The organism is Pseudomonas sp. AC463, assembly GCF_979253585.1.
Genome location: NZ_CEEDDZ010000005.1, coordinates 214,723 through 237,910 on the forward strand (window position 1 = coordinate 214,723; position 23,188 = coordinate 237,910).

Below are 23,188 nucleotides of genomic sequence, written 5' to 3' on the forward strand. Positions count from 1 at the left end.
ATCCGTGTGCACCGTTTTCCTACTCGCAGAGGCGGGATTTTTCCCATTACGGGTTCACTGATCTGCGATTGCTCTAGAGGCGAGCACTGAGGTGGTTCAGTTGCAGCGGCGTGGGCGTTTTGGGAGCGCTTCGCACTCCAGCGGGAGCAAGCTCCCTCGCCACAAGAGCGGCCCGTGCTTGGAAGCGCCTGAATGCCCTACGGGTGTTCGTCACGCGGCGCGGGTTTTGCTTCGTTGTGTATGGACGCCGCGCCTGCGTACGCAGCGATACACCGGCCGTGGCTTTGCGACTGACCGTCGGGTCGGTTTTGCCTTGAATCCAGCGCGGGTTTGCGTATTCTGTCGCGCGATATAGACGGTAGGTTTTATCGCCAAATCGTGTAGGCAAATTTTCGAGACAGTTTGGGGCAAGGGAAAATTTGTTGATGGGTATGTCAAGTTTGTGCCGTTGTTGACCAGTCGGCCAATAAATTTCCGTATAAATTGGTGCAAGTCCATGTTCTTACAGAGAATGCGTTTTTCTCTGCAAAATAGTCATAAAAATGGCGCCATGCCGTTCGTCGGATAATAACAGGCCAAAAGCATCAAAATACTGACACCATCAATCTGATATCACAGAATGCGCCCACACCACATAACTAGAAAAATACAAGGTCAGCTTATTGCTGGCCTTTTTATCGCCTTTAAAGCGCAAACCAGGTGGGGAGGGGCAGTGAGTGAGTCGAGCAGATGACATTTCAAAACTATTCAACAAGCTGGGTGCCAACCCGAATGGCTACCGCGAAATCGACTTTGTCCACGAGTTCATCGAGGACGATGTAGAGGTTCTGGAGAGCCCGGAGGTCGTTGCTGCCCTGCCTGTGGTGGAAGCCCCGTCGGCGCCATTGCTGCGTCTGCTGGAAGAGCTGAACCACGGCGAAGCCGACCACCTGCAGCCGCCCGAAGTGGTGGAGGGCCCCGAAGGCGAAGTGTATTCGGCGCAGTCCACGCCCAAAATCGTGGTGGTGGTGTCGGTCAAGGGCGGTGTCGGCCGCAGTACCTTGGCCGCCGCGCTTGCCAGTGGCTTGCAGCGCCAGGGTCGCCCGGCGCTGGCCCTCGACCTGGACCCGCAAAACGCCCTGCGTCATCACCTGTGCCTGGGCCTCAATATGCCCGGCGTCGGCGCCACCAGCCTGCAGAACGAGGGTTGGGAAGCGCTGCCGGAGCGCGGTTTCGCCGGTTGCCGACTGGTCGCCTTCGGCAGCACCGACCATGAGCAGCAGCAGAGCCTGAATCGCTGGCTGAGCGAGGATGCCGAGTGGCTGAGCAAACGCTTGGATGAGCTGAAATTGAATGGCCAGGACACGGTGATCATCGACGTCCCGGCCGGCAACACCGTGTACCTCGGCCAAGCCCTGTCGGTCGCCGATGCGGTGCTGGTGGTGGTGCAGGCGGATGTTGCATCGTTTAGCACTCTGGACCAGATGGACAGCCTGCTCGCGCCCTGCCTGCAACGCGAAACACCGCCACAACGCTTCTACGTGATCAACCAGTTGGACGCCGCGCACCGTTTCAGCCTGGACATGGCCGAGGTGTTCAAGACGCGCCTTGGTGCCGCCCTGCTGGGTACGGTCCATCGCGACCCGGCGTTCAGCGAAGCCCAGGCCTACGGGCGTGATCCCCTCGACCCAACCGTCAACAGTATCGGCTGCCAGGACGTCCACGCCCTGTGCCGCGCCTTGCTCGAACGAATCGACTCGGACCTTCCATGACCGACACTACGTCCTCCACGCCCTTCGTCGAAGGGCGCGCTGAACAGCGCCTAAATGGCGCGATTGCGCGCTTCAATCGCTGGCCGACGGCGCTGCGTACGGTGCTGGTTTTCACCAGTTGCGTGCTCGGTGCCTTGCTGCTTCTGGGCATTATCAGCGCGCCGCTGGACCTCTACAGCCAATGCCTGTTTGCCGCCGTGTGCTTTATGGCGGTGCTGGTGCTGCGCAAGATTCCGGGGCGCCTGGCAATCCTCGCGCTGGTGGTGTTGTCGCTGGTGGCGTCGCTGCGCTACATGTTCTGGCGCCTCACCTCCACCCTCGGTTTTGAAACCTGGGTCGACATGTTCTTCGGCTACGGCCTGGTCGCCGCCGAGTTCTACGCCCTGATCGTGTTGATCTTCGGCTACGTGCAAACCGCCTGGCCGCTGCGCCGCACGCCGGTGTGGCTCAAGACCGAGCCGGAAGAATGGCCGACGGTGGACGTGTTCATCCCCACCTATAACGAAGCCCTGAGCATCGTCAAGCTGACCATCTTCGCCGCCCAGGCGATGGACTGGCCCAAGGACAAGCTGCGGGTCCACGTGCTCGACGACGGCCGCCGTGACGACTTCCGCGACTTCTGCCGCAAGGTCGGGGTGAACTACATCCGTCGCGACAATAACTTCCATGCCAAGGCCGGTAACCTCAACGAAGCGTTGAAGATCACCGACGGCGAATACGTCGCCCTGTTCGACGCCGACCACGTGCCCACGCGCTCCTTCCTGCAGGTGAGCCTGGGCTGGTTCCTCAAGGATCCGAAGCTGGCGATGCTGCAAACGCCGCACTTCTTCTTCTCGCCGGACCCGTTCGAAAAGAACCTCGACACCTTCCGCGCCGTGCCCAACGAGGGCGAGCTGTTCTACGGCCTGGTGCAGGACGGCAACGACCTGTGGAACGCCACCTTCTTCTGCGGCTCGTGTGCGGTGATTCGCCGTAAGCCGTTGCTGGAAATCGGCGGCGTGGCTGTCGAAACCGTCACCGAAGACGCCCACACCGCGCTCAAGCTCAACCGCCTGGGCTACAACACCGCTTACCTGGCCATCCCGCAAGCCGCGGGCCTGGCCACCGAAAGCCTGTCTCGGCACATCAACCAGCGGATTCGCTGGGCGCGCGGCATGGCGCAGATTTTTCGCACCGACAACCCGCTGCTGGGCAAAGGCCTCAAGTGGGGCCAGCGCATCTGCTACGCCAACGCCATGTTGCACTTCTTCTATGGCTTGCCGCGCCTGGTGTTTCTCACCGCGCCGTTGGCCTACCTGGTATTTGGCGCAGAGATTTTCCACGCTTCGGCGCTGATGATCGTCGCCTACGTGCTGCCTCACCTGGTGCACTCCAGCCTCACCAACTCACGGATCCAGGGGCGCTTCCGGCACTCGTTCTGGAACGAGGTCTACGAGACCGTGCTGGCCTGGTACATCCTGCCGCCGGTGCTGGTCGCGCTGGTCAACCCCAAGGCCGGTGGCTTCAACGTCACCGACAAGGGCGGCATCATCGACAAGCAGTTCTTCGACTGGAAACTCGCCCGCCCTTATCTGGTGCTGTTGGCGGTGAATCTGGTCGGCCTGGGTTGCGGTATCCATCAGTTGGTCTGGGGCGATGAGTCCACGGCCGTGACGGTGGCGATCAACCTGACCTGGACCCTCTACAACCTGATCATCACCAGCGCCGCCGTGGCCGTGGCGTCGGAAGCGCGCCAAGTGCGCTCTGAGCCGCGTGTGAGCGCCAAGCTGCCGGTGAGCATCATTTGCGCCGACGGCCGCGTGCTCGACGGCGTGACCCAGGACTTCTCGCAAAACGGCTTCGGCCTGATGCTCAGCGACGGCCACTCGATCACCCAGGGTGAGCGCGTGCAACTGGTGCTGTCGCGCAACGGCCAGGACAGCCTGTTCGATGCGCGCGTGGTGTTCAGCAAGGGCGCGCAAATCGGCGCCCAGTTCGAAGCCTTGAGCCTGCGTCAGCAAAGCGAACTGGTCCGCCTGACCTTCTCCCGCGCCGATACCTGGGCCGCGAGTTGGGGCGCCGGCCAGCCGGATACGCCGCTGGCGGCCTTGCGCGAAGTCGGCTCGATCGGCATCGGCGGCCTGTTCACCCTCGGCCGCGCCACCCTACACGAACTGCGTCTGGCCTTGAGCCGCACCCCAAAACAACCGCTTGATACGCTGATGGACAAGCCATGACCTCGAAGATTTTCGCTCGCCCTCATCCGCGCCGTGCACTCGCGCTGATGATCGCCTCGCTGATGGGCCTCAACACCCTGGCGCAAGCTACCGAGCAAGCGGCCGCCACCGTGCCGGTGCAAAGCACCGACACCGGCTACAGCCTGACCCTCAAGCAATTGGGCCGTCGCGACACCATGAACCTGCAGGGCGTGGAGTCGTCCGACAGCGTCAACTTCGACATCCGTGCCGATGAAGTGGTGAAGGGCGCGCAACTGCTGCTCAAGTACAGCTACTCGCCGGCGCTGCTGGCGGACCTGTCGCAGATCAACGTGCTGGTCAACGGCGAAGTCGCCGCCAGCCTGGCGCTGCCGAAAGAAGGCGCCGGCATTCAGCAAGAACAACTGGTGCAGATCCCGCCCAAGTTGATCACCGAGTTCAACCGCCTGAGCCTGCAGTTCATCGGCCACTACACCATGTCGTGCGAAGACCCTTTGCACAGCAGCCTGTGGGCCAAGATCAGCAACAGCAGCGAGCTGAAAGTCCAGGTCGAGCCGATCGTGTTGAAAGACGACCTGGCCGTGCTGCCGCTGCCGTTCTTCGACAAGCGTGACGCACGCCAGGTGAGCCTGCCGTTCGTGTTCGCCACCGCCCCCGACAGCGCCGCGCTGGAAGCCGCCGGCGCCCTGTCATCGTGGATCGGCGGCCTCGCCAGCTACCGTGGCGCTACCTTCCCGACCAGCCTCGGCGAGCTGCCGGCCAAGGGCAATGCCATCGTGCTGGTGCAAACCGCCGAGGCGCTGGACGTGCACGGCGTGGCCATCGCCAAGCCGACCGGCCCGACCCTGACCCTTATCGCCAACCCCAACGACGCCAACGGCAAGCTGCTGATCGTCACCGGCCGTGACGGTGCAGAACTCAAGCGCGCCGCCAACGCGGCCGTGCTCGGCAACCCGGTATTGGCCGGCAACAGCGTGGTCATCACCAAGCTCGACACCCTTGCCCCGCGCCGCCCGTACGACGCACCGAACTGGCTGCCAAGCAACCGCCCGGTGCGCCTGGGCGAGTTGATCGAATCGCAAAAACTCAGCGTCTCGGGCTACAACCCGGGCGCGATCAGCGTCGACATGCGCCTGCCGCCAGACCTGTTCAACTGGCGTGAAGAGGGCGTGCCGCTCAAGCTCAAATACCGCTACACCCCGCAGCAGGTGTCGACCAACTCGTCGCTGCTGATCGGCCTCAACGACCAGTTCATGAAGTCCGTGGCGTTGCCGTCGGTGACCAACCTGGGCGGCGGCCAAACCCTGCTCGACCAGTTGAAGAAAGACGAAAGCCTGCCGCGTGAAGTGAGCACCCTGCTGCCGATCAGCTCGGCGTCGCCCAAGTCCAAGCTGCAACTGCGCTTCATGTACGACTACATCAAAGAAGGCGAATGCCGCGACATCATCGTCGACAACATGCGCGGCTCGGTCGACCCGGATTCCACCCTCGATGTGACCGGCTACCAGCACTACATCGCCATGCCTAACCTGGGCGTGTTCAACGATTCCGGCTTCCCGTTCACCCGTATGGCCGATCTGTCGGAATCCGCCGTGGTCATGCCCGACAACTACGGCACCGACGAGATGACCGCCTACCTGACTGTGCTCGGCCGCTTCGGCGAAGCCACCGGCTACCCGGCTACCGCCGTCAAAGTGGTGCTGGCCAAAGACGTGCAAAGCGTTGCCGACAAAGACCTGCTGGTGCTCGCCGCCGCCGGTAACCAGCCGCTGCTCAAGCAGTGGCAGCAATACCTGCCGGCGACCAGCGATGGCGAGCAACACCAGTTCCTGCTGTCGGACCTGCCGCGTTATGTGCGCAGCTGGATCAGCCCGGACCCGGCGGCCAACCAGCACCCGGCCAACACCGGCATCACCTTTAAAGGCTTGAGCAACAGCACTTGGCTGGCCGGTTTCCAATCGCCACTCAAGAGCGGTCGCAGCGTGGTACTGATCGCCAGCAACCAGCCGCAGGGCCTGCTGGAAGCCACCTCGGCCTTGATCGGCGGTGACGACTACAAGGACTCGATCCAGGGCAGCCTGGCGGTGGTGCAAGGCACGCAAATCAGCTCGCTGGTGGGTGACGAGCAGTACTACGTCGGCAAGCTGAGCTACTTCAAATTCATGCAATGGCAACTGTCGCAGAACCTGGGGTGGATGCTATTGACCACCTTCCTCGGCCTGGCGGTGGTCACCAGCCTGATTTACCTGTCGCTGCGTGCCCGTGCAAAACGGCGGTTGGCATGAGCCCGCTGCGTAGCCTGGCCCTGGCTGCATTGGGTTCGCTGATGTTCACCGGTGCGGCGCAAGCGCAGACCTGCGACTGGCCGCTGTGGCAGAACTATGCCAAGCGTTTTGTGCAGGACGACGGCCGCGTATTGAACTCGTCCATGAAGCCCACCGAGAGCAGTTCGGAAGGCCAGTCCTATGCGATGTTTTTCGCCCTGGTCGGCAACGACCGCGCGAACTTCGACAAGCTGTGGACCTGGACCAAAGCCAACATGTCGGGCGCCGATATCGGCCAGAACCTGCCCGGTTGGTTGTGGGGCAAAAAGCCGGATAACAGCTGGGGCGTGATCGACCCGAACTCCGCCAGCGACGCCGACCTGTGGATGGCTTACGCCCTGCTCGAAGCGGCCCGCGTGTGGAATGCGCCGCAGTACCGCGCCGACGCGCAGCTGTTGCTCGCCAACGTTGAACGCAACCTGATCGTGCGCGTGCCGGGTCTGGGCAAGATGCTCTTGCCTGGGCCGGTGGGCTATGTGCATGCCGGCGGCTTGTGGCGTTTCAATCCTAGCTACCAGGTGCTCGCACAACTGCGTCGTTTCCAGAAAGAACGCCCGAACGCCGGCTGGAACGAAGTCGCCGAAAGCAACGCGCGCATGCTCGCCGACCCGGCCAGCAACCCCCACGGCCTGGCGGCCAACTGGGTTGGCTACCGCGCCACCAGCGCCAACACCGGGGTGTTTGTGGTCGACCCGTTTTCCGATGACCTGGGCAGTTACGACGCGATCCGCACCTACATGTGGGCCGGCATGACCGCCAAGGGCGACCCGCTGGCGGCCGCCATGCTCAAGTCGCTGGGCGGTATTTCCCGCGCCACCGCCGCGTCGGTTACCGGCTTCCCGCCGGAAAAGATTCACGTCACCACCGGTGAAGTCGAGAAGAACAACGGCTACTCGCCGACAGGTTTCTCGGCCTCGACCATCGCCTTCTTCCAGGCCCGTGGCGAAACCGCCCTGGCCCAGCTGCAAAAGGCCAAGGTCGACGACGCGCTCAACAAAGCCCTGGCGCCATCGGCCCCGGACAGCGCGCAGCCGATCTACTACGACTACATGCTCAGCCTGTTCAGCCAAGGCTTTTCCGATCAGAAGTACCGGTTTGAACAAGACGGTACGGTCAAACTTTCCTGGGAGGCAGCATGCGCCGTCACACGCTAGCCATTGCGATTCTCGCCGCCCTGGCCTCTACCGCCAGCTTCGCTGAAACCGGTGACCCGCAGTCCCTGCTGATCGAGCAGGGCTACTACTGGCAGGCCAAGAAAAACCCCGAGCGGGCCCTTGAGACCTGGCAGAAACTGCTGAGCCTGAGCCCCGAACAGCCGGATGCCTTGTACGGCATCGGCTTGATCCAGATGCAGCAGAACCACCCGGCCGAGGCGCAAAAGTACCTGGCGCGCCTGCAAGCGCTGAGCCCGGTGCCGCGCCAGGCGTTGCAGCTGGAGCAGGACATCACCGTCAACGTGCCCGACAACGCCAAGTTGCTGGAGCAAGCGCGTGAACTCGGTGAGCCCGACGCCGAACGCGAGCAGGCCGTGGCCTTGTATCGCCAGATTTTCCAGGGCCGCCAGCCGCAAGGCCTGATCGCCCGTGAGTACTACAACACCCTGGGCTTCACCGCCAAAGGCACCAACGAGGCCATCGCCGGCCTGCAGCGCCTGACCCGCGAGCGGCCGAACGATCCGATCGTTGCACTGTTCCTGGCCAAGCACCTGGCGCGCAACCCGGCGACCCGGCCCGACGGCATCCGTGCCCTGGCCAAGCTGTCGACCAACAACGACGTGGGCGGCAACGCCGATGAGACCTGGCGTTTTGCGCTGATCTGGCTCGGCCCGCCGAAGCCCGACCAGGTCTCGCTGTTCCAGCAATTCCTCACGGCGCACCCGGATGACGCCGAGATCCGCGCGCTCATGCAAAAAGGCATCGCCCAAGGCAAAGGCGGCGGCGCCTGGCAGCGTGATCCGCAGATGACCAAGGCGTTCAAGGCCCTGGATGACGGCGACCTGAAAACCGCCGAGCCGTTGCTGGCCGCGCGCCTGGCGCAAAAATCCAATGACGTCGATGCCCTCGGTGGCATGGGCGTTTTGCGTCAACAGCAAGAGCGCTACGCCGACGCGGAAAACTACCTGGTACAAGCCACGCGCTTGCCCGGTGGTGCTGCGTGGCAGTCGGCCTTGAATGACGTGCGTTACTGGAACCTGATCAGCCAGAGCCGTGACGCCCAGCGTGCCGGCCGCACGGCCCAGGCCCGTGACCTGGTGGCCCAGGCCGAGCGCCTGAACCCCGGCCAGCCTGGCGCGGCTATCGCCTTGTCCGGCTTCCAGGCCCAGGACAACCAGTTCGACGCCGCCGAAGCCGGCTACCGCAAGGTGCTCGCCCGTCACCCAGGCGACCCGGATGCGCTGAGTGGTTTGATCAACGTGCTGTCCCAGTCGGGCCAGCCGGAAGAAGCCTTGAAGCTGATCGACTCGGTGTCGCCGGCCGAGCGCGCCAAGTTTGCGCCGAGCGTGAAAATTAACGCATTGCGCGCCACCCAGGTGGGCAAGCTGGCCGAGCAACGCGGTGACTGGAAGGGCGCGCAAGCCGCCTACCGCCAGGCCCTCGACGCCGACCCGGAAAACCCCTGGACCCGCTTTGCCCTGGCGCGCATGTACCTGCGCGACGGCCAGATCCGCAACGCCCGTGCCCTCATCGACGGCTTGCTCAAGACCCAGCCCAACCAGCCGGACGCGCTGTACACCAGTACCTTGCTGTCGGCGCAGTTGAGCGAGTGGAAACAGGCCGAGACCACGTTGGGCCGCATCCCTACGGCGCAACGCTCGGCAGACATGAACGAGCTGGCGACCGATATCGCGCTGCACCAGCAGACCGACGTCGCCATCGAAACCGCGCGCCGTGGCCAGCGTCCGGAAGCCCTGGCGCTGCTGGGACGCACGGAATCCCTGGCCGGCAAGAAGCCTGAGCGCGTGGCCGTGTTGGCCGCTGCCTATGTTGAAGTGGGCGCGCCGCAGTACGGCCTGGACATGATGCAGAAGGTGGTGGAGAACAACCCCAACCCGACCATCGACCAGAAACTGCTGTACGCCAACGTGCTGCTCAAGGCCAACAAGTACAGCGAGGCGGGCGAGATCCTGCGCGAAGTACAGGGCCAGCCGCTGACCGAAATCGGCCGCCAGCGTTACGACGATTTGATCTACCTGTACCGGGTCAAGCAGGCCGACGCCTTGCGTGAGAAGAACGACCTGGTGGCCGCCTATGACATGCTGTCGCCGGCCCTGGCCCAACGCCCGAACGACGCCCTGGGCGTCGGCGCACTGGCGCGCATGTACGCCGCCAGCGGCAACGGCAAGAAGGCCATGGAGCTATACGCGCCGTTGATCCAGCAGAACCCGGACAACGCCCGCCTGCAATTGGGCCTGGCGGATATCGCCCTCAAGGGCAATGACCGCAACTTGGCGCAATCGGCCAGCGACAAGGCCCTGGCGCTGGAGCCGGGTAACCCCGAGATCCTCACCTCGGCCGCGCGCATCTACCAGGGCCTGGGCAAGAACAGCGAAGCCGCTGAACTGCTGCGCAAGGCCTTGGTGATTGAAACCGCGATGAAGGCCAAGACCCAAGTGGCCCAGGCCGGCGCCAAAAGTACCTCGTACAACCCGTTCGTGGGCTTGCCGGGCCAGCGTCGCCAGGTCACCGACCTGACCATCGCCGGCGCCGTGCCGCCGCCGATCGACGCGCCTAGCAAGTCGGTGACGTCCAGCGCGTTTGCCAGCGCGACGTCCAACGATTTGAGCGACCCGTTTGTACCGCCGTCGAACATTGCTTCCGTCGACAGCCCCGAGCTGAGCCCGGCGCGGCGAGCGCTGGATACCATCCTGCGTGACCGTACCGGTTATGTGGTGCAGGGCTTGAGCGTGCGCAGCAACAACGGCGAGAAAGGCTTGAGCAAGCTCACCGATGTGGAAGCGCCGTTTGAAGCGCGGATGCCGGTGGGGGATAACACTGTGGCGTTGCGGGTGACGCCGGTGCATGTGAGTGCGGGTAGTGTCAAAACCGACGCGTTATCGCGCTTTGGTAAAGGCAGCACCACACCGGCGGGCTCCCAAAGTGACACCGGGGTAGGCCTGGCCGTGGCGTTTGAAAACCCGGATGAAGGCCTCAAGGCCGACGTTGGCGTGAGCCCACTGGGCTTCCTCTACAACACCATCGTGGGTGGCGTGAGCGTGTCGCGCCCGTTTGAGGAAAACCCGAACTTCCGTTACGGCGCGAATGTCTCGCGGCGTCCGGTCACTGACAGCGTCACATCCTTTGCTGGCTCTGAAGACGGAGATGGCAACAAGTGGGGCGGCGTGACGGCCAATGGCGGTCGTGGCGAATTGAGCTATGACAACCAGAAGCTGGGTGTTTACGGCTACGGCTCTGTGCACCAGCTGGTGGGTAACCACGTTGACGACAACACCCGTATGGAACTGGGCAGCGGTATCTATTGGTACCTGCGCAATAACCAGCGCGACACCCTGACCCTGGGCGTCAGTGCTTCCGCGCTGAGCTTCAAGGAAAACCAGGACTTCTACACCTATGGCAACGGCGGCTATTTCAGCCCGCAGCGGTTCTTCTCGCTGGGCGTGCCGATTCGTTGGGCGCAGAGCTTTGATCGCTTCAGCTACCAGGTAAAAAGTTCGGTGGGCTTGCAGTATATCGGCCAAGATAGCGCGGATTTTTTCCCAGGCCACAAACAGCTGGGTAATCAAGAATATGAAGGCTCAAGCAAAACCGGCGTCGGCTACAGCTTCAACGCGGCCGCCGAATACCGTCTCAGCTCGCGGTTCTACCTGGGTGGCGAAATCGGTCTCGATAACGCCCAGGACTATCGCCAGTACGCCGGTAATGCCTACTTGCGCTACTTGTTCGAAGACCTGAGCGGGCCGATGCCATTGCCGGTCAGCCCGTACCGTTCCCCTTATTCCAACTGATTAAATCGGAGTCATTCATGCCTGTTTCTGCGATTGCCGGCCTAACCATGCTGGTGCTGGGCGAAAGTCATATGAGCTTTCCCGATTCGTTGCTCAACCCGCTGCAAGACAACCTCACCAAGCAAGGCGCGGTGGTTCACTCCATCGGTGCTTGCGGTGCCGGTGCGGCGGATTGGGTTGTGCCGAAAAAAGTCGAGTGTGGCGGCGAACGCACGCCCACCGGCAAAGCCGTGATCTATGGCAAGAACGCCATGAGCACCACGCCGATCCAGGAGTTGATCGCCAAGGACAAGCCCGACGTGGTCGTGCTGATCATCGGCGACACCATGGGGTCGTACACCAACCCGGTGTTCCCTAAGGCCTGGGCCTGGAAAAGCGTGACCTCGCTGACCAAAGCCATCACCGACACCGGCACCAAATGCGTGTGGGTCGGCCCGCCATGGGGCAAGGTCGGTTCCCAGTACAAGAAAGACGACACCCGTACCAAGCTGATGTCGTCGTTCCTGGCCAGTAACGTGGCGCCGTGCACCTACATCGACTCGCTGACCTTCTCCAAGCCGGGCGAGTGGATCACCACCGACGGCCAGCACTTCACCATCGACGGCTACCAGAAGTGGGCCAAGGCCATCGGTACTGCCCTGGGCGACCTGCCGCCATCGGCCTACGGTAAAGGAAGCAAATAATGAAACGGATGACCCTGGGCCTGGCGACCTTGCTCGCCAGTGTCAGCGCCTACAGCGCCGACATCCCGCTGTACCCCACCGGTCCTGAGCAAGACGCAGCCTTTCTGCGTTTTGCCAACGGCACGCCGGGCGAATTGAAGCTGGTGGCGGACGGTTCCAAAGCCAGCCTGGTGCTCGGCGGCGACAAAGCCGTATCGGCCTTCCTGCCGGTGGTCGGCGGTGACAAGCCAATCAAGGGCGTGTTGAGCAGCGCCGGCAAAAACGCTGATTTCTCGGTGAAAGTCGCGCCGGGCGAATTCGCCACCGTGGTTGCCCTCGCCGATGCCAAAGGTGCAACGCGCCAACTGGTAATCCGTGAAGTGCCGGATGACTTCAACGCCCTCAAAGCCTCCCTGGCCTTTATCAACGCCGACGCCACCTGCGCCGACGCCAGCCTGGAAGCCGTGGCGCAAAAAGCCGAGTTGTTCAAGAAGGTCGCGGAAGGTTCGGTACAGCGGCGCATGATCAACCCGGTGGAATTGTCGGTGCAGCTCAAATGCGCCGGCGCGCCGGTTGGCCAGCCGCTGTCGTTTACCCTCAAGGCAGGCGAGCGCTACAGCGTTTTGGCCGTCCCTTCCGACAAAGGCTCGATGTTGCTGTTCGCCTCTGACGCACTCGCTAACTGATCGGGCCCGACACCACCATGGTCTTTGCCTCACTCGAATTCCTCACGCTGTTCCTGCCGGCCTTCCTGTTGATCTATGCCCTGGCTCGTCCGAGCTGGCGCAACGTCATCCTGTTGATTGGCAGCTGGTTGTTCTACGGCTGGTTGAGCCCGTTGTTCCTGTTCCTGCACATGGTCCTGACTGTGGTGGCATGGGTCGGCGGCTTGCTGGTGGACCGCTCCCGTGAGGACGGCAAAGGCCGGGTGCGCCTGTTGATCGCGTTGATCGTGTTCAACACGGCGGTGCTGTGTTGGTACAAGTACGCCAACATTGTCGCCGGCACCGTGAGCGAGGTGATTACCTGGTACGGCGCCATGCCGCTGGACTGGCAACGCGTGGCCTTGCCGGCCGGCTTGTCGTTCATCGTCTTGCAGGCGATTTCCTACCTGGTGGACGTGCACCGTCATACGGTGCCGGTGGAACGTAGCTTCATTAACTACGCCACCTATATTTCTATGTTCGGCCACTCGATTGCGGGCCCGATCATCCGTTACGACTGGGTTCGCCGTGAGCTGAACCAGCGCTATTTCAACTGGCCGAATTTCGCCCTCGGCGCGCGCCGCTTCATGATCGGCATGGGCATGAAAGTGCTGGTGGCCGACACCCTGTCGCCGCTGGTGGACATTGCCTTCCACCTGGAGAACCCGAGCCTGGTGGATGCCTGGATCGGTTGCCTGGCGTACTCGCTGCAACTGTTCTTCGACTTCGCCGGCTACAGCGCCATGGCCATCGGCCTGGGCCTGATGCTGGGCTTCCACTTCCCGGAAAACTTCAACCGGCCGTACTTGGCCAGCAGCATCCAGGACTTCTGGCGCCGTTGGCACTTGTCGTTGTCCAGCTGGTTGCGCGACTACCTGTACATCGCCCTCGGTGGTAACCGCGACGGCGTGTGGCGCACCTATCGCAACCTGTTCCTGACCATGGCGATTGCCGGTTTGTGGCACGGCGGCGACAGCTGGAACTACCTGCTGTGGGGTTCGGCCCACGGCATCGCGTTGTGCATTGACCGCGCCTGGTCGCGCTCGAGCCTGCCGAGCATCCCGCCGGTGCTCTCGCATGTGCTGACGCTGCTGTTTGTGTGCCTGGCCTGGACCCTGTTCCGCGCGCCGGACTTCCATTCGGCCCTGACCATGTACGCCGGCCAGTTCGGTATGCACGGCATGGCCCTGGGTGACGCAATGGCCGTGGCCATGCGCCCGGCCCATGGCATGGCGGCCTTGCTGGGCCTGGTGTGCATCATTGCGCCGATCTGGCAGGTGCGCTGTGAGCAGCGTTTCGGCACCCAGCCCTGGTTTGTGGTGGCCGCCTCGCTGTGGCCGGTGGCCGGGTTTGTGTTGTCGTTTGCGCTGATTGCCAGCCGCGACGCCGTTCCGTTTCTGTACTTTCAGTTTTAAGGACGCCCGACCATGCCCGCTCCTACCGCGCCGACTCCTCCGAGCGACTTGGCCGTACGCACCAGCCCCCTCGCGGCCTGGGTGCTGGTGCCCTTCCTGGCGGCGGGGCTGTTGTCCTGCGCCTGGCTGATGGTCAAAGGGCCGATCAGCTACGTGCCGGCCAAGGTCGACAGCGACATGCTGCTGCACGGCGACCTCACGCACCGTTTCGCCAAGGAACTGGCCAAGGCGCCGATGGCGATCCAGGCCGCCAACCTCGAGCGTGGCACCAGCTGGCTGGCGTTCGGCGACACCGGGCCGCGCGTGCGCCGGGGTTGCCCGGGCTGGCTGTTTATCAGCGATGAGCTGCGCATCAATCGCCATGCCCAAGCCAATGCACAGACCAAGGCCCAGGCCGTGATCGACCTGCAGCAGCAACTGGGCAAAAAAGGTATCGACCTGCAAGTGGTGGTAGTGCCCGACAAGAGCCGCATTGCCGCCGCCCAACGCTGTGGCCTGTACCGCCCGGCGGTGCTCGACAGCCGCATCCAGGACTGGACCGCCGCCTTGCAAGCTGCCGGCGTCTCCGCCCTCGACCTGACCGACACCCTCAAGCCCCTGGGCGGCGAGGCGTACCTGCGCACCGACACCCACTGGAGCGAAATCGGCGCCAACGCCGGGGCCCAGGCCCTGGCACAGCGCATTGCGCAACGGGGTATCAAGGCCACGCCGGAGCAGACCTTCGAGATCACCCAAGCGCCGCTCGCCGTGCGCCCGGGCGACCTGGTGCGCCTGGCCGGCCTTGATTGGCTGTCGCCGAAATTGCAGCCGCCCGGCGAGTCCGTTGCGGCCAGCACTGCCCATGAAACCGGCGGCGTCACCAGCAACGCCGATGACCTGTTTGGCGACGCCGGCTTGCCCAACGTGGCGCTGATCGGTACGTCGTTCTCGCGTAATTCGAACTTTGTGGGCTTCCTGCAAAAGGCCCTGAACGCGCCGGTGGGTAATTTCAGCAAGGACGGTGGTGAGTTTTCTGGCGCGGCCAAGGCCTACTTCGAGAGCCCGGCGTTCAAGCAAACCCCGCCCAAGTTGTTGATTTGGGAGATTCCTGAGCGGGACCTGCAAACGCCATATGATGCGATCACGATTGGTCAGTAATTTGACGATTTGCCGCCTGTCTAAAAAATAGGCGGCAATTCCATCAAAATAATGACACCTCGCTTTTGCTGTCACAGAATGCGACAACAACAGACGCCTATAAAAGACTGCGGTAAGCCTTCTCCTTGCCGACCCTTCACGTCTTTGAGCTGCGTCGTGCGGAGTTCAGGCAATGAGCCTCACTGATGAGCTTTTTGAGTTATTCGGCAAGAACGTGACCCGCGACCCCCAGGGGTTGAATGCCCGGATGCATTTTTTCGGCAGCATTCCCGTCGACGACGGCACCCCCATCCAGCCGCAGCCCCCCAGTGCCAATGAACAGTCCCAGCCGGTGGACAAGGCGGCGCCGCGCCCTAAAGTGGTGGCGCTGGTGTCGATCAATGGCGGCGTGGGCCGCAGCACCCTGGCCACGGCGTTGAGCAGCGGCTTGCAGCGCCAGGGCGAATCGGTGTTGGCGGTGGAGCTGGATCCGCAAAACGCTTTGCGGCATCACTTCAGTGTCGGCCAGGACGTGCCGGGTCTGGGCCGCACCAGCCTTGAGAATGCGCAATGGGAGCACATCCAGCAGCCCGGTTTCGCCGGCTGCCAGGTGATCACCTTTGGCGACACCGATATCCAGCAACAAGAGAGCCTGCAGCGCTGGCTCCAGCGTCAGCCCGACTGGCTGGCGCAGCGCCTGTCCGCCTTGGGCCTGAGCGCGGGCCACACGGTGATCATCGACACCCCGGCCGGTAACAACGTCTATTTCCATCAGGCCTTGAGCGTCGCCGATGTGGTGCTGGTGGTGGCCCAGGCCGACGCCGCGTCTCTGGGCACCCTGGACCAACTGGATGTGCTGTTGGTGCCGCACCTTGACCGCGAACACCCGCCGCGTGTGCATTTTGTGATCAACCAATTGGACGAGAGCAATGCCTTCAACCTGGACATGGTTGAGGCCTTCAAGCAGCGTTTGGGCAGTGCTCCGCTGGAAGTGCATCACGACATGGCCATCAGTGAGGCCCTGGCCTTTGGCACCGACCCGTTGGACAACCGCGCGATGAGCCTGGCGGCAGACGATATCAATGACCTGTGCCGGTTGCTGAAGGCGCCGAGAAAGCTCTGTTAGGGCGCGGTTTATACGCTGAACGCCAGATGCTTATGCACAATCGGTTGGACGGGGGTGTCACCAAACGGCCATTTTGTGGAGCGGTTCTCATCACCACGCAACTGCTTGTTTTTCGTGTGTTTTATTTTGTGGTCGAAAAATGATCAGTGTGGCTTTCGGCCTGTAACGCAGACGGCTACAGGCTCTGTAAAGATTCCATCAACAGAGTTATCCACAGGCTTGGGTGCGACAATGTTGCCCTTTAATCGCGCTCGGCAAGCACCATCAAGTTGCGCGGCGTCAATGCCGGTTCGCAGAAGCTGCCCACCTCGACCCTGTAGCCCTTTTCGGCAAGAAACAATGCCCGATCCAGCACCAGCCATAGCTCCAGCGGGCGCCGAAATAGACCACGCAGCAATTCCAGGTTTCTGACCTCGGCCAACCGCTGCCAGCCCAACGCTTCCAGCGCCGCCCAATCCTGTTCACCTGTGGACAACCCTTTGCGGCTCGCCAGTTCCTGGCAGTAGACAGCGAAGGGCTTTTCCAGCCATCCGGCAGGCAGGGATGGCGTGGGCAGATATTCGTCGCAGCCGCGCAGTTGCCGTTGCAGGTGATCGAAACCCAGGCGGCGAGCCATGGAGGTGTCCCGTTGCAGACGCACGCGGTGGCCGGCGGTCACGGTTTCGCTGAGGGGCAGGCCGAGGTCATCGACGGACAGCTGCAAGCGTGAGGCGTGACCGGCAGTGGACATTGCCTGGTAGGTGTCGGCGTTGATCCGGTTGTAGCAGCACGGCGCCAGCGCCAGTTGCTTGCAGCCGGCGGCGCTGGCCAGTTGCAGCAGGCGCACATGCAGGTCGCCGCAGGCATGCAGGGCGACTGGCGTGTGTTCGGGGCTGATCGCCACATCCGCCATCACGTCCTGCAAGCGATGGGTGGCGGGCAGGTGGTGATGCTCGCTCAAGGCCTGGCCGGCAGCGACCAGCGCCGGGTCGTATTCCAGGCAGGTCAATTGTTGCCCGGGTTGCAGCAGGCGGCGGCCGAGGTGGCCCTTGCCGGCGCACCAGTCCAGCCAGTGCCCGGGCGGTTGCGCAAACTGCAGCGCGGCGCCGAAGGCTTCGATCTGCTGCCATTTGCGCCCGGGCACATCCACGTTCAGGCGATGGCGCGCGGGTGCCAGTGGTTGCGTGGGTAACTTATCCACAGCACTGAGATGCAACGCCTGGGCGGCCAGCTGTGGAAAAGGCGCGGGGGCCTGTAGTTCATGGGGTGTGTTGTGACTGGCTTCGGCTTCGGCCAACGAGCGTTGGCGCAGCCAGTGGGCGAGTTCAGGGTGTGCGCTTTCCCAGGGCAACTGCCGATGGGTAAAGGGCCGCGGTCGCCACAGCCCTTGGTGTTCGATCAGAAACGCATCCAGCGCCTGAAAGTGCGCCTCAACGTCCCTGACATTCATCGACGCGCAGCCAGCGTTCCAGCAGTTTGAAGCCGCGCACCAGGATGTAAGCCATCAACAGGTAGAACAGGCCGGCCGCGAAGAAGATCTCCACCGGCAGGTAGGTGCGCGCAATGATGGTCCGCGCCATGCCGGTCAGTTCCAGCAAGGTCACGGTACTGGCCAGGGCGCTGGCCTTGAGCATCAGGATCACTTCGTTGCTGTAGGCCGGCAGGCCGATGCGCGAGGCGCGCGGCAGGATGATGTAGAACAGGGTTTTGGGCTTGGACATGCCCAGGGCGCGCGCGGCCTCGATTTCACCCGGCGGGATGGCCTGGATCGCGCCGCGCAGGATCTCGGCGATGTAGGCGGCGGTGTGCAGGGTCATGGTGGCGGTGGCGCACCAGAACGGATCGCGCAGGTACGGCCACATAAAGCTGTTACGCACCGCGTCGAACTGCGCCAGGCCGTAGTAGACCAAAAACAACTGCACCAGCAGCGGCGTGCCACGGAAAAAGAAGATGTAGGCGTAGGGCAGGGCGCTGACGTACCAGCGGCGCGACGAGCGCGCGATGCCCAGCGGGATTGCCAGCAGCAGGCCGGCGATCACCGCGATGACCACCAGTTCCAGAGTCAGGGTCGCGCCCTGGGCCAGTTTCGGCAGCCATTTGATGATTACGGCCCAGTTCAGGCCCAGGTCGAAATGCGCCAGCCAGCTGTAGTCGCCGCTCATTGGGTGCTCCTTGCAAAGCCGCGGGCGGCGCGTTTTTCCAGGAAGTGCATGCTGGTCATCGCCAGGACCGTGAGGCCCAGGTACATGAAGGCCGCGACCATAAAGAAGGTGAACGGCTGCTTGGTGACCGTCACGCCGATCTGCGCGTGGCGCATGATTTCTTCCAGGCCGATCACCGACACCAGCGCGGTGTCTTTCATCAGGATCATGAACAGGTTGCCCAGGCCCGGCAGGGCGATGCGCCACATTTGCGGCATGATCAGCCGGGTGAAGATGCGAAACTTCGACAGGCCCAACGCCACACCGGCTTCACGGTGGCCCTTGGGAATGGCGAGGATCGCGCCACGAAAGACTTCCGTGGCATAGGCGCCAAAGCACAGGCCCAGGGCGATTACCCCGGCGGCAAAGGCGCTTAGAGAAAGGTCGGGGTTACCAAAAAACTCCCCCAGTGCACGCATCAGGTTGACGGTGCCGAAATAAATCAACAGGACCCACAGCAGCTCGGGAATCCCGCGCACGATGGTCGAGTAAGCGCCGCCAAGCCATTGCAACGGCTTGTACGGTGAGGTCTTGGCCAAGGCGCCGGCAAGGCCGAGCACCAGCCCCAGGCACAGGGCCGTGAGCGCCAGTTTGACGGTCATCAGCGCGCCGGCGGCGAGCGCCGGGCCGAATCCGTAGAGATCGAAATTCATGGTGTTTTCATATCGCGGCAGGCATTGCTGAAAGCCGGCGCGCTCAAGCGAGCGCGCCGGTCAGGCCGTTCAGATCATTCGATGCTGAACGGGAAGTACTTGTCGTTGATCTTCTTGTAGGTGCCGTCTGCCTTGATCTCTGCCAGGGCTTTGTTCAGGCGCTCGCGCAGCGGGTCGCCCTTGCGTACGGCGATACCGATCTTGTCGCTCTCTACAACCGGGTCACCCTTGAACTCGTAGGCGGAACCGTCTTTGCTCTTGAGCCATTCGTACTGCACGTACTTGTCGGCGAGGATGCCGTCCAGGCGCCCGGAGGTCAGGTCGAGGTAGGCGTTTTCCTGGGTGTCATACAGCTTGGCTTCGGTTTCCGGCAGCTTGTCTTCCAGGTAGGTGCCGGCCAGCGTCGCGCGTTGTGCACCGATGACCTTGCCTTTCAGGTAGGCGGCGTCGGGCTTGAAGTCGGCGGTGGCTTTTGGCGCGATGAACTGCAGCTTGTTGGAGTAGTACGGGTCGGTGAAGTCGACGGCCTGCTTGCGCTCGTCGGTGATCGACAGCGAGGACACCAGGAAGTCGAACTTCTTGGCGTTCAGGGCCGGGATGATGCCGTCCCAGTCGGACACATACACTTCGCACTTCTCGACTTTCATCTTGGCGCACAGGGCGTCGCCGATGTCTTTGTCGAAGCCCACCACGTTGCCGCTGGCGTCTTTATTGTTAAAGGGCGGGTAGGCCGCTTCGATCCCCATCTTCAAGGTTTCTGCCATGGCCGTGGCGCTGAACGCCATCGAGACGGCCGCGGCCAGAAGGAATTTTTTATAGTTCTGCATGCATGTTGCTCCGTTAGCGGTTGCTGGACATGAATTGTTTGCAGCGCGCCGAAAGCGGGTTTTCAAACACCTGCTGTGGCGATCCTTGCTCTTCGACCAGGCCCTGGTGCAGGAACACCACTTCACTGGACACCTGGCGGGCGAAGCCCATTTCATGGGTGACCAGCAGCATGGTGCGGCCTTCTTCGGCCAGCGCGCGGATCACATTAAGTACTTCCTGAACCATTTCCGGGTCAAGCGCGGAAGTGGGCTCGTCGAACAGGATGACCTTGGGCTGCATCGCCAGGGTGCGCGCAATGGCCGCCCGTTGTTGCTGGCCGCCGGACAATTGCGCGGGGTAGGCGTGGCGTTTGTCGCCGATGCCGACCTTGGCCAGCAGGGCTTCGGCCACTTCTATCGCCTCGGCCTTGCTCTGGCCGAGCACGCGGCGTGGCGCCTCGATGATGTTGTCGAGGATGCTCATGTGCGGCCACAGGTTAAAGTTTTGAAACACAAAACCGATTTCGCTGCGCAGGCGATTGATCTGCTTGCCGTCGGCGGCCATCAGTTCGCCGTTTTTTGCGGCCTTGAGCTTGAGTTCTTCGCCGGCTACCAGGATCTGGCCCTGATGTGGGTTTTCCAGCAGGTTGATGCAACGCAGGAACGTGGACTTGCCGGAACCGGAGGAACCCAGGATCGAGATCACGTCGCCGTCACGGGCGGTCAGCGAGATACCTTTAAGTACCTCCAGCTCACCATAGCGTTTATGCAAGTTGCGGATTTCAAGCGCGGGCGCGGCCTCGGCCATGGGGGGTCCTCATTGTGTTCGTTGCATGCTTGCTGTTGGGCCGCCTTCCTGGCGAGGCGCCAAGCTAGCATAGCGTCTTGATGGCAGCCAACAGCGCGGCCGGCGGTAAACGGGCGGTGTGCGGCAGGGTGTCGCATCGGCACAGTAGCGTGTCGCGCCATCAACAACCGAACAGCCGTTTGAACCCGAGAAACCGTAGGCTTCGCGTAAAAAAGGGCGCGATGGTGCCAGCTTTGGCCGGGTGTTGGAAGGGTTAAACGGGCAAACGGTACCTATCAGCCCTTTTATGGAGCGTCACGCACTTTTTGTGTGTGTTTTTGGTGCGCTCATCCGTCTTGAAAGTGGGTCGCACGGTAACGCTATAGCGGAATGCCATTGTTCTCAATGACTTGCGATTGTTGTCTAAACGTCCTACAGGCCGCGTCAATCGCGGCTCTGTAACATTTTGGCGCAAATCTTGCGTAAAAAATAAACAACGCCCCGTTGGTTTCTTTTCACGAGAAAGCTCCCAGGCCGGGCGGACCGTTTTCGCAATTCCTCGTAAAGGTGTGTCAATGAGTAGTACGCAAAGCTCCAATGACCTCGAACAGGGGCTCAAACCGCGTCACGTCACCATGCTGTCGATTGCCGGCGTTATCGGTGCCGGTTTGTTTGTTGGCTCCGGCCACGCGATTGCTGCCGCCGGCCCGGCCGTACTGCTGGCTTACGCCGCTGCGGGCACGCTGGTGGTGTTGGTGATGCGCATGCTGGCCGAAATGGCCGTGGCATCGCCGGACACCGGTTCGTTCTCCACCTACGCCGACCGCGCAATCGGCCACTGGGCCGGTTTCACCATCGGCTGGCTGTACTGGTGGTTCTGGGTGCTGGTGATTCCGCTGGAAGCCAACGCCGCTGCGACCATCCTGCATGCCTGGTTCCCGGATGTGGCCATCTGGGCGTTTACCCTGATCATCACCTTGCTGCTGACCGCGACCAACCTGTTCAGCGTGAAGAACTACGGTGAGTTCGAGTTCTGGTTTGCGTTGATCAAAGTCGTGGCGATCGTGGGCTTCGTGATCCTCGGCCTGGCCGCGATTTTCGGCTTCCTGCCGACCAGCCAGGTCAGCGGCGTTTCGCACCTGTTCGACACCCAGGGCTTTATGCCCAACGGCATGGGCGCGGTATTGGCCGCGATCCTGACCACCATGTTCTCGTTCATGGGCACCGAGATCGTCACCATTGCGGCGGCGGAATCGAAGAACCCGGGCCAGCAAATCACCAAGGCCACCAACTCGGTAATCTGGCGGATTGGTTTGTTCTACCTGCTGTCGATCTTCATCGTCGTGTCCCTGGTGCCATGGAACGATCCTACCCTGGCCGCGGTAGGTTCCTACCAGACCGTGCTGGAACGCATGGGCATCCCGAACGCCAAGCTGATCGTTGATCTGGTGGTATTGGTAGCCGTGACCAGCTGCCTGAACTCGGCGCTCTACACCGCTTCGCGCATGCTGTTCTCCCTCGGCCGTCGCGGTGACGCACCCGCTGTGGCCAAGCGCACCAACAAGAGCGGCACGCCTTACTGGGCGGTGTTGCTGTCGACTGGCGCAGCGTTCCTGGCGGTCTTCGCCAACTACGTGGCCCCGGCGGCGGTGTTTGAGTTCCTGCTGGCCAGCTCCGGCGCTATCGCGTTGCTGGTGTATCTGGTGATTGCGGTATCGCAACTGCGCATGCGCCAGAAGCGTACGGCGGCGGGCGAGAAGATTGTCTTCAAGATGTGGCTGTTCCCCGGCCTGACCTACGCGGTGATGGTGTTTATCGTCGGTACATTGACCATCATGCTGTTCCAGGAAGCGCACCGGGTCGAGATTATCGCGACTGGCGTGCTGAGCTTGCTGGTGGTGCTGGCGGGGTTGTATGTGTCGAGCCGTCGCAAGGCGCAGAGAGCGGGTGCTGCAGTCCTTAACTGACGGAACACGGTAAAAAAATGTGGGAGGGGGCTTGCCCCCGATTGCGGTGTGTCAGCGCCAGATGTGCTGGCTGATCCACCGCAATCGGGGGCAAGCCCCCTCCTACATTTGGTTCTATGTCAGTCTTCGGAGTTGGCCAGTGCCTGGGACGCTGCAACATAGTCCGCCTGGAACGCTGGCGATTCGATCCACGCCAGCGCCGCTGCTTCATCATCGCTGTCCGTGGCCCACTGCCGATACTCGATCAGGGCGGCCAGGATAAAGTCCGTGGCTTGCTCTTCGCCTTCCTGTTCCAGCACCAATGCCAACAGCGGGTGCTCCAGGAACGCCGCGCACAACGCCTGTTGGCTGGTTTCGCCGGCGGTGCGCATTTCGACGAACAGCTCGGTCAGGTCCACCGACTCCAGGTCAATACGGCTGTCATCGTCGGCGAACGCATCCGGCTTGCTGGCGACGGCGCGCTGAGTACGGTTCTGCTTGGCCTTGGCCTTCGCCCGGTGGGCACGTTTTTGCTGTTTGTTCGGCGAAGCCATGGGCTC

The 23,188-nt window shown here is 62.5% G+C and carries 17 protein-coding genes; 11 read left to right on the forward strand and 6 right to left on the reverse strand.

What is annotated here, in order from left to right; genetic code table 11:
* Nucleotides 1–716 precede the first annotated feature (716 nt).
* From bcsQ (AC0IYH_RS08250) to bcsQ (AC0IYH_RS08295), 10 genes are all read left to right on the forward strand, one after another.
* On the forward strand, nt 717–1,751 hold the full coding sequence (gene bcsQ, locus AC0IYH_RS08250) for a cellulose biosynthesis protein BcsQ (protein WP_471833800.1): 1,035 nt from the start codon (nt 717–719) through the stop codon (nt 1,749–1,751).
* On the forward strand, nt 1,748–3,967 hold the full coding sequence (bcsA, locus tag AC0IYH_RS08255; RefSeq protein WP_116627529.1) for a UDP-forming cellulose synthase catalytic subunit: 2,220 nt from the start codon (nt 1,748–1,750) through the stop codon (nt 3,965–3,967). The genes bcsQ (AC0IYH_RS08250) and bcsA overlap by 4 nt, the downstream gene beginning before the upstream one ends.
* Nucleotides 3,964–6,231, forward strand: coding sequence for a cellulose biosynthesis cyclic di-GMP-binding regulatory protein BcsB (gene bcsB, locus AC0IYH_RS08260; RefSeq protein ID WP_471833802.1), 2,268 nt, complete (start codon nt 3,964–3,966; stop codon nt 6,229–6,231). The genes bcsA and bcsB overlap by 4 nt, the downstream gene beginning before the upstream one ends.
* Nucleotides 6,228–7,424, forward strand: coding sequence for a cellulose synthase complex periplasmic endoglucanase BcsZ (gene bcsZ / locus AC0IYH_RS08265; RefSeq protein ID WP_116627527.1), 1,197 nt, complete (start codon nt 6,228–6,230; stop codon nt 7,422–7,424). The genes bcsB and bcsZ overlap by 4 nt, the downstream gene beginning before the upstream one ends.
* Nucleotides 7,406–11,233 (forward strand): cellulose biosynthesis protein BcsC, encoded by a 3,828-nt coding sequence (locus AC0IYH_RS08270; protein ID WP_471833803.1) that lies wholly within the window; start codon nt 7,406–7,408, stop codon nt 11,231–11,233. Before bcsZ ends, AC0IYH_RS08270 begins: the two co-directional genes overlap by 19 nt.
* A 17-nt stretch (nt 11,234–11,250) precedes the next feature.
* Complete coding sequence (locus AC0IYH_RS08275) at nt 11,251–11,916, forward strand: SGNH/GDSL hydrolase family protein (RefSeq protein ID WP_028615346.1); 666 nt, start codon at nt 11,251–11,253, stop codon at nt 11,914–11,916.
* The gene (locus tag AC0IYH_RS08280) at nt 11,916–12,581 is read left to right on the forward strand and encodes a cell division protein FtsQ (RefSeq protein WP_116627525.1); all 666 of its coding nucleotides are present in this window, start codon (nt 11,916–11,918) and stop codon (nt 12,579–12,581) included. The genes AC0IYH_RS08275 and AC0IYH_RS08280 overlap by 1 nt, the downstream gene beginning before the upstream one ends.
* A gap of 17 nt (nt 12,582–12,598) precedes the next feature.
* Nucleotides 12,599–14,014 (forward strand): MBOAT family O-acyltransferase, encoded by a 1,416-nt coding sequence (locus AC0IYH_RS08285; RefSeq protein WP_116627524.1) that lies wholly within the window; start codon nt 12,599–12,601, stop codon nt 14,012–14,014.
* A 12-nt stretch (nt 14,015–14,026) separates the two neighbouring features.
* The gene (locus tag AC0IYH_RS08290; RefSeq protein WP_471833806.1) at nt 14,027–15,151 is read left to right on the forward strand and encodes an alginate O-acetyltransferase AlgX-related protein; all 1,125 of its coding nucleotides are present in this window, start codon (nt 14,027–14,029) and stop codon (nt 15,149–15,151) included.
* 172 nt (nt 15,152–15,323) lie between these two features.
* Nucleotides 15,324–16,256: a cellulose biosynthesis protein BcsQ gene (bcsQ, locus tag AC0IYH_RS08295; RefSeq protein WP_471833808.1), complete on the forward strand. Its 933-nt coding sequence runs from the start codon at nt 15,324–15,326 to the stop codon at nt 16,254–16,256.
* A 241-nt stretch (nt 16,257–16,497) separates the two neighbouring features.
* Here bcsQ (AC0IYH_RS08295) and AC0IYH_RS08300 read toward each other — a convergent pair whose 3' ends face one another.
* The 5 genes from AC0IYH_RS08300 to AC0IYH_RS08320 form a co-directional block, all read right to left on the reverse strand.
* Nucleotides 16,498–17,685, reverse strand: coding sequence for a methyltransferase (locus AC0IYH_RS08300; protein ID WP_471833810.1), 1,188 nt, complete (start codon nt 17,683–17,685; stop codon nt 16,498–16,500).
* Complete coding sequence (locus tag AC0IYH_RS08305; RefSeq protein ID WP_471833890.1) at nt 17,666–18,355, reverse strand: ABC transporter permease; 690 nt, start codon at nt 18,353–18,355, stop codon at nt 17,666–17,668. Before AC0IYH_RS08305 ends, AC0IYH_RS08300 begins: the two co-directional genes overlap by 20 nt.
* Nucleotides 18,356–18,393: 38 nt before the next feature.
* Nucleotides 18,394–19,089 carry an ABC transporter permease gene (locus tag AC0IYH_RS08310; protein ID WP_005783890.1) on the reverse strand — a complete coding sequence of 232 codons (696 nt, stop codon included), beginning with the start codon at nt 19,087–19,089 and terminating at the stop codon, nt 18,394–18,396.
* Nucleotides 19,090–19,163: 74 nt separating this feature from the next.
* Complete coding sequence (locus tag AC0IYH_RS08315) at nt 19,164–19,916, reverse strand: ABC transporter substrate-binding protein (RefSeq protein ID WP_122774903.1); 753 nt, start codon at nt 19,914–19,916, stop codon at nt 19,164–19,166.
* 13 nt (nt 19,917–19,929) lie between these two features.
* The gene (locus tag AC0IYH_RS08320) at nt 19,930–20,703 is read right to left on the reverse strand and encodes an ABC transporter ATP-binding protein (RefSeq protein ID WP_101265554.1); all 774 of its coding nucleotides are present in this window, start codon (nt 20,701–20,703) and stop codon (nt 19,930–19,932) included.
* 554 nt (nt 20,704–21,257) lie between these two features.
* Between AC0IYH_RS08320 and gabP the strand changes: the two genes are divergently transcribed.
* Nucleotides 21,258–22,649 carry a GABA permease gene (gene gabP, locus AC0IYH_RS08325; RefSeq protein ID WP_122774902.1) on the forward strand — a complete coding sequence of 464 codons (1,392 nt, stop codon included), beginning with the start codon at nt 21,258–21,260 and terminating at the stop codon, nt 22,647–22,649.
* A gap of 119 nt (nt 22,650–22,768) precedes the next feature.
* Here gabP and AC0IYH_RS08330 read toward each other — a convergent pair whose 3' ends face one another.
* The gene (locus tag AC0IYH_RS08330) at nt 22,769–23,182 is read right to left on the reverse strand and encodes a hypothetical protein (RefSeq protein WP_116627518.1); all 414 of its coding nucleotides are present in this window, start codon (nt 23,180–23,182) and stop codon (nt 22,769–22,771) included.
* Between the last annotated feature and the right edge of the window lie 6 nt (nt 23,183–23,188).

Coding starts and splice junctions, on each gene's coding strand:
- bcsA (WP_116627529.1), top strand. CDS start 1,748: ATGACCGACACTACGTCCTCCACGCCCTTCGTCGAAGGGCGCGCTGAA.
- bcsB (WP_471833802.1), top strand. CDS start 3,964: ATGACCTCGAAGATTTTCGCTCGCCCTCATCCGCGCCGTGCACTCGCG.
- bcsZ (WP_116627527.1), top strand. CDS start 6,228: ATGAGCCCGCTGCGTAGCCTGGCCCTGGCTGCATTGGGTTCGCTGATG.
- AC0IYH_RS08270 (WP_471833803.1), top strand. CDS start 7,406: ATGCGCCGTCACACGCTAGCCATTGCGATTCTCGCCGCCCTGGCCTCT.
- AC0IYH_RS08275 (WP_028615346.1), top strand. CDS start 11,251: ATGCCTGTTTCTGCGATTGCCGGCCTAACCATGCTGGTGCTGGGCGAA.
- AC0IYH_RS08280 (WP_116627525.1), top strand. CDS start 11,916: ATGAAACGGATGACCCTGGGCCTGGCGACCTTGCTCGCCAGTGTCAGC.
- AC0IYH_RS08285 (WP_116627524.1), top strand. CDS start 12,599: ATGGTCTTTGCCTCACTCGAATTCCTCACGCTGTTCCTGCCGGCCTTC.
- AC0IYH_RS08290 (WP_471833806.1), top strand. CDS start 14,027: ATGCCCGCTCCTACCGCGCCGACTCCTCCGAGCGACTTGGCCGTACGC.
- bcsQ (WP_471833808.1), top strand. CDS start 15,324: ATGAGCCTCACTGATGAGCTTTTTGAGTTATTCGGCAAGAACGTGACC.
- AC0IYH_RS08300 (WP_471833810.1), bottom strand. CDS start 17,685: ATGAATGTCAGGGACGTTGAGGCGCACTTTCAGGCGCTGGATGCGTTT.
- AC0IYH_RS08310 (WP_005783890.1), bottom strand. CDS start 19,089: ATGAATTTCGATCTCTACGGATTCGGCCCGGCGCTCGCCGCCGGCGCG.
- AC0IYH_RS08315 (WP_122774903.1), bottom strand. CDS start 19,916: ATGCAGAACTATAAAAAATTCCTTCTGGCCGCGGCCGTCTCGATGGCG.
- AC0IYH_RS08320 (WP_101265554.1), bottom strand. CDS start 20,703: ATGGCCGAGGCCGCGCCCGCGCTTGAAATCCGCAACTTGCATAAACGC.
- gabP (WP_122774902.1), top strand. CDS start 21,258: ATGAGTAGTACGCAAAGCTCCAATGACCTCGAACAGGGGCTCAAACCG.
- AC0IYH_RS08330 (WP_116627518.1), bottom strand. CDS start 23,182: ATGGCTTCGCCGAACAAACAGCAAAAACGTGCCCACCGGGCGAAGGCC.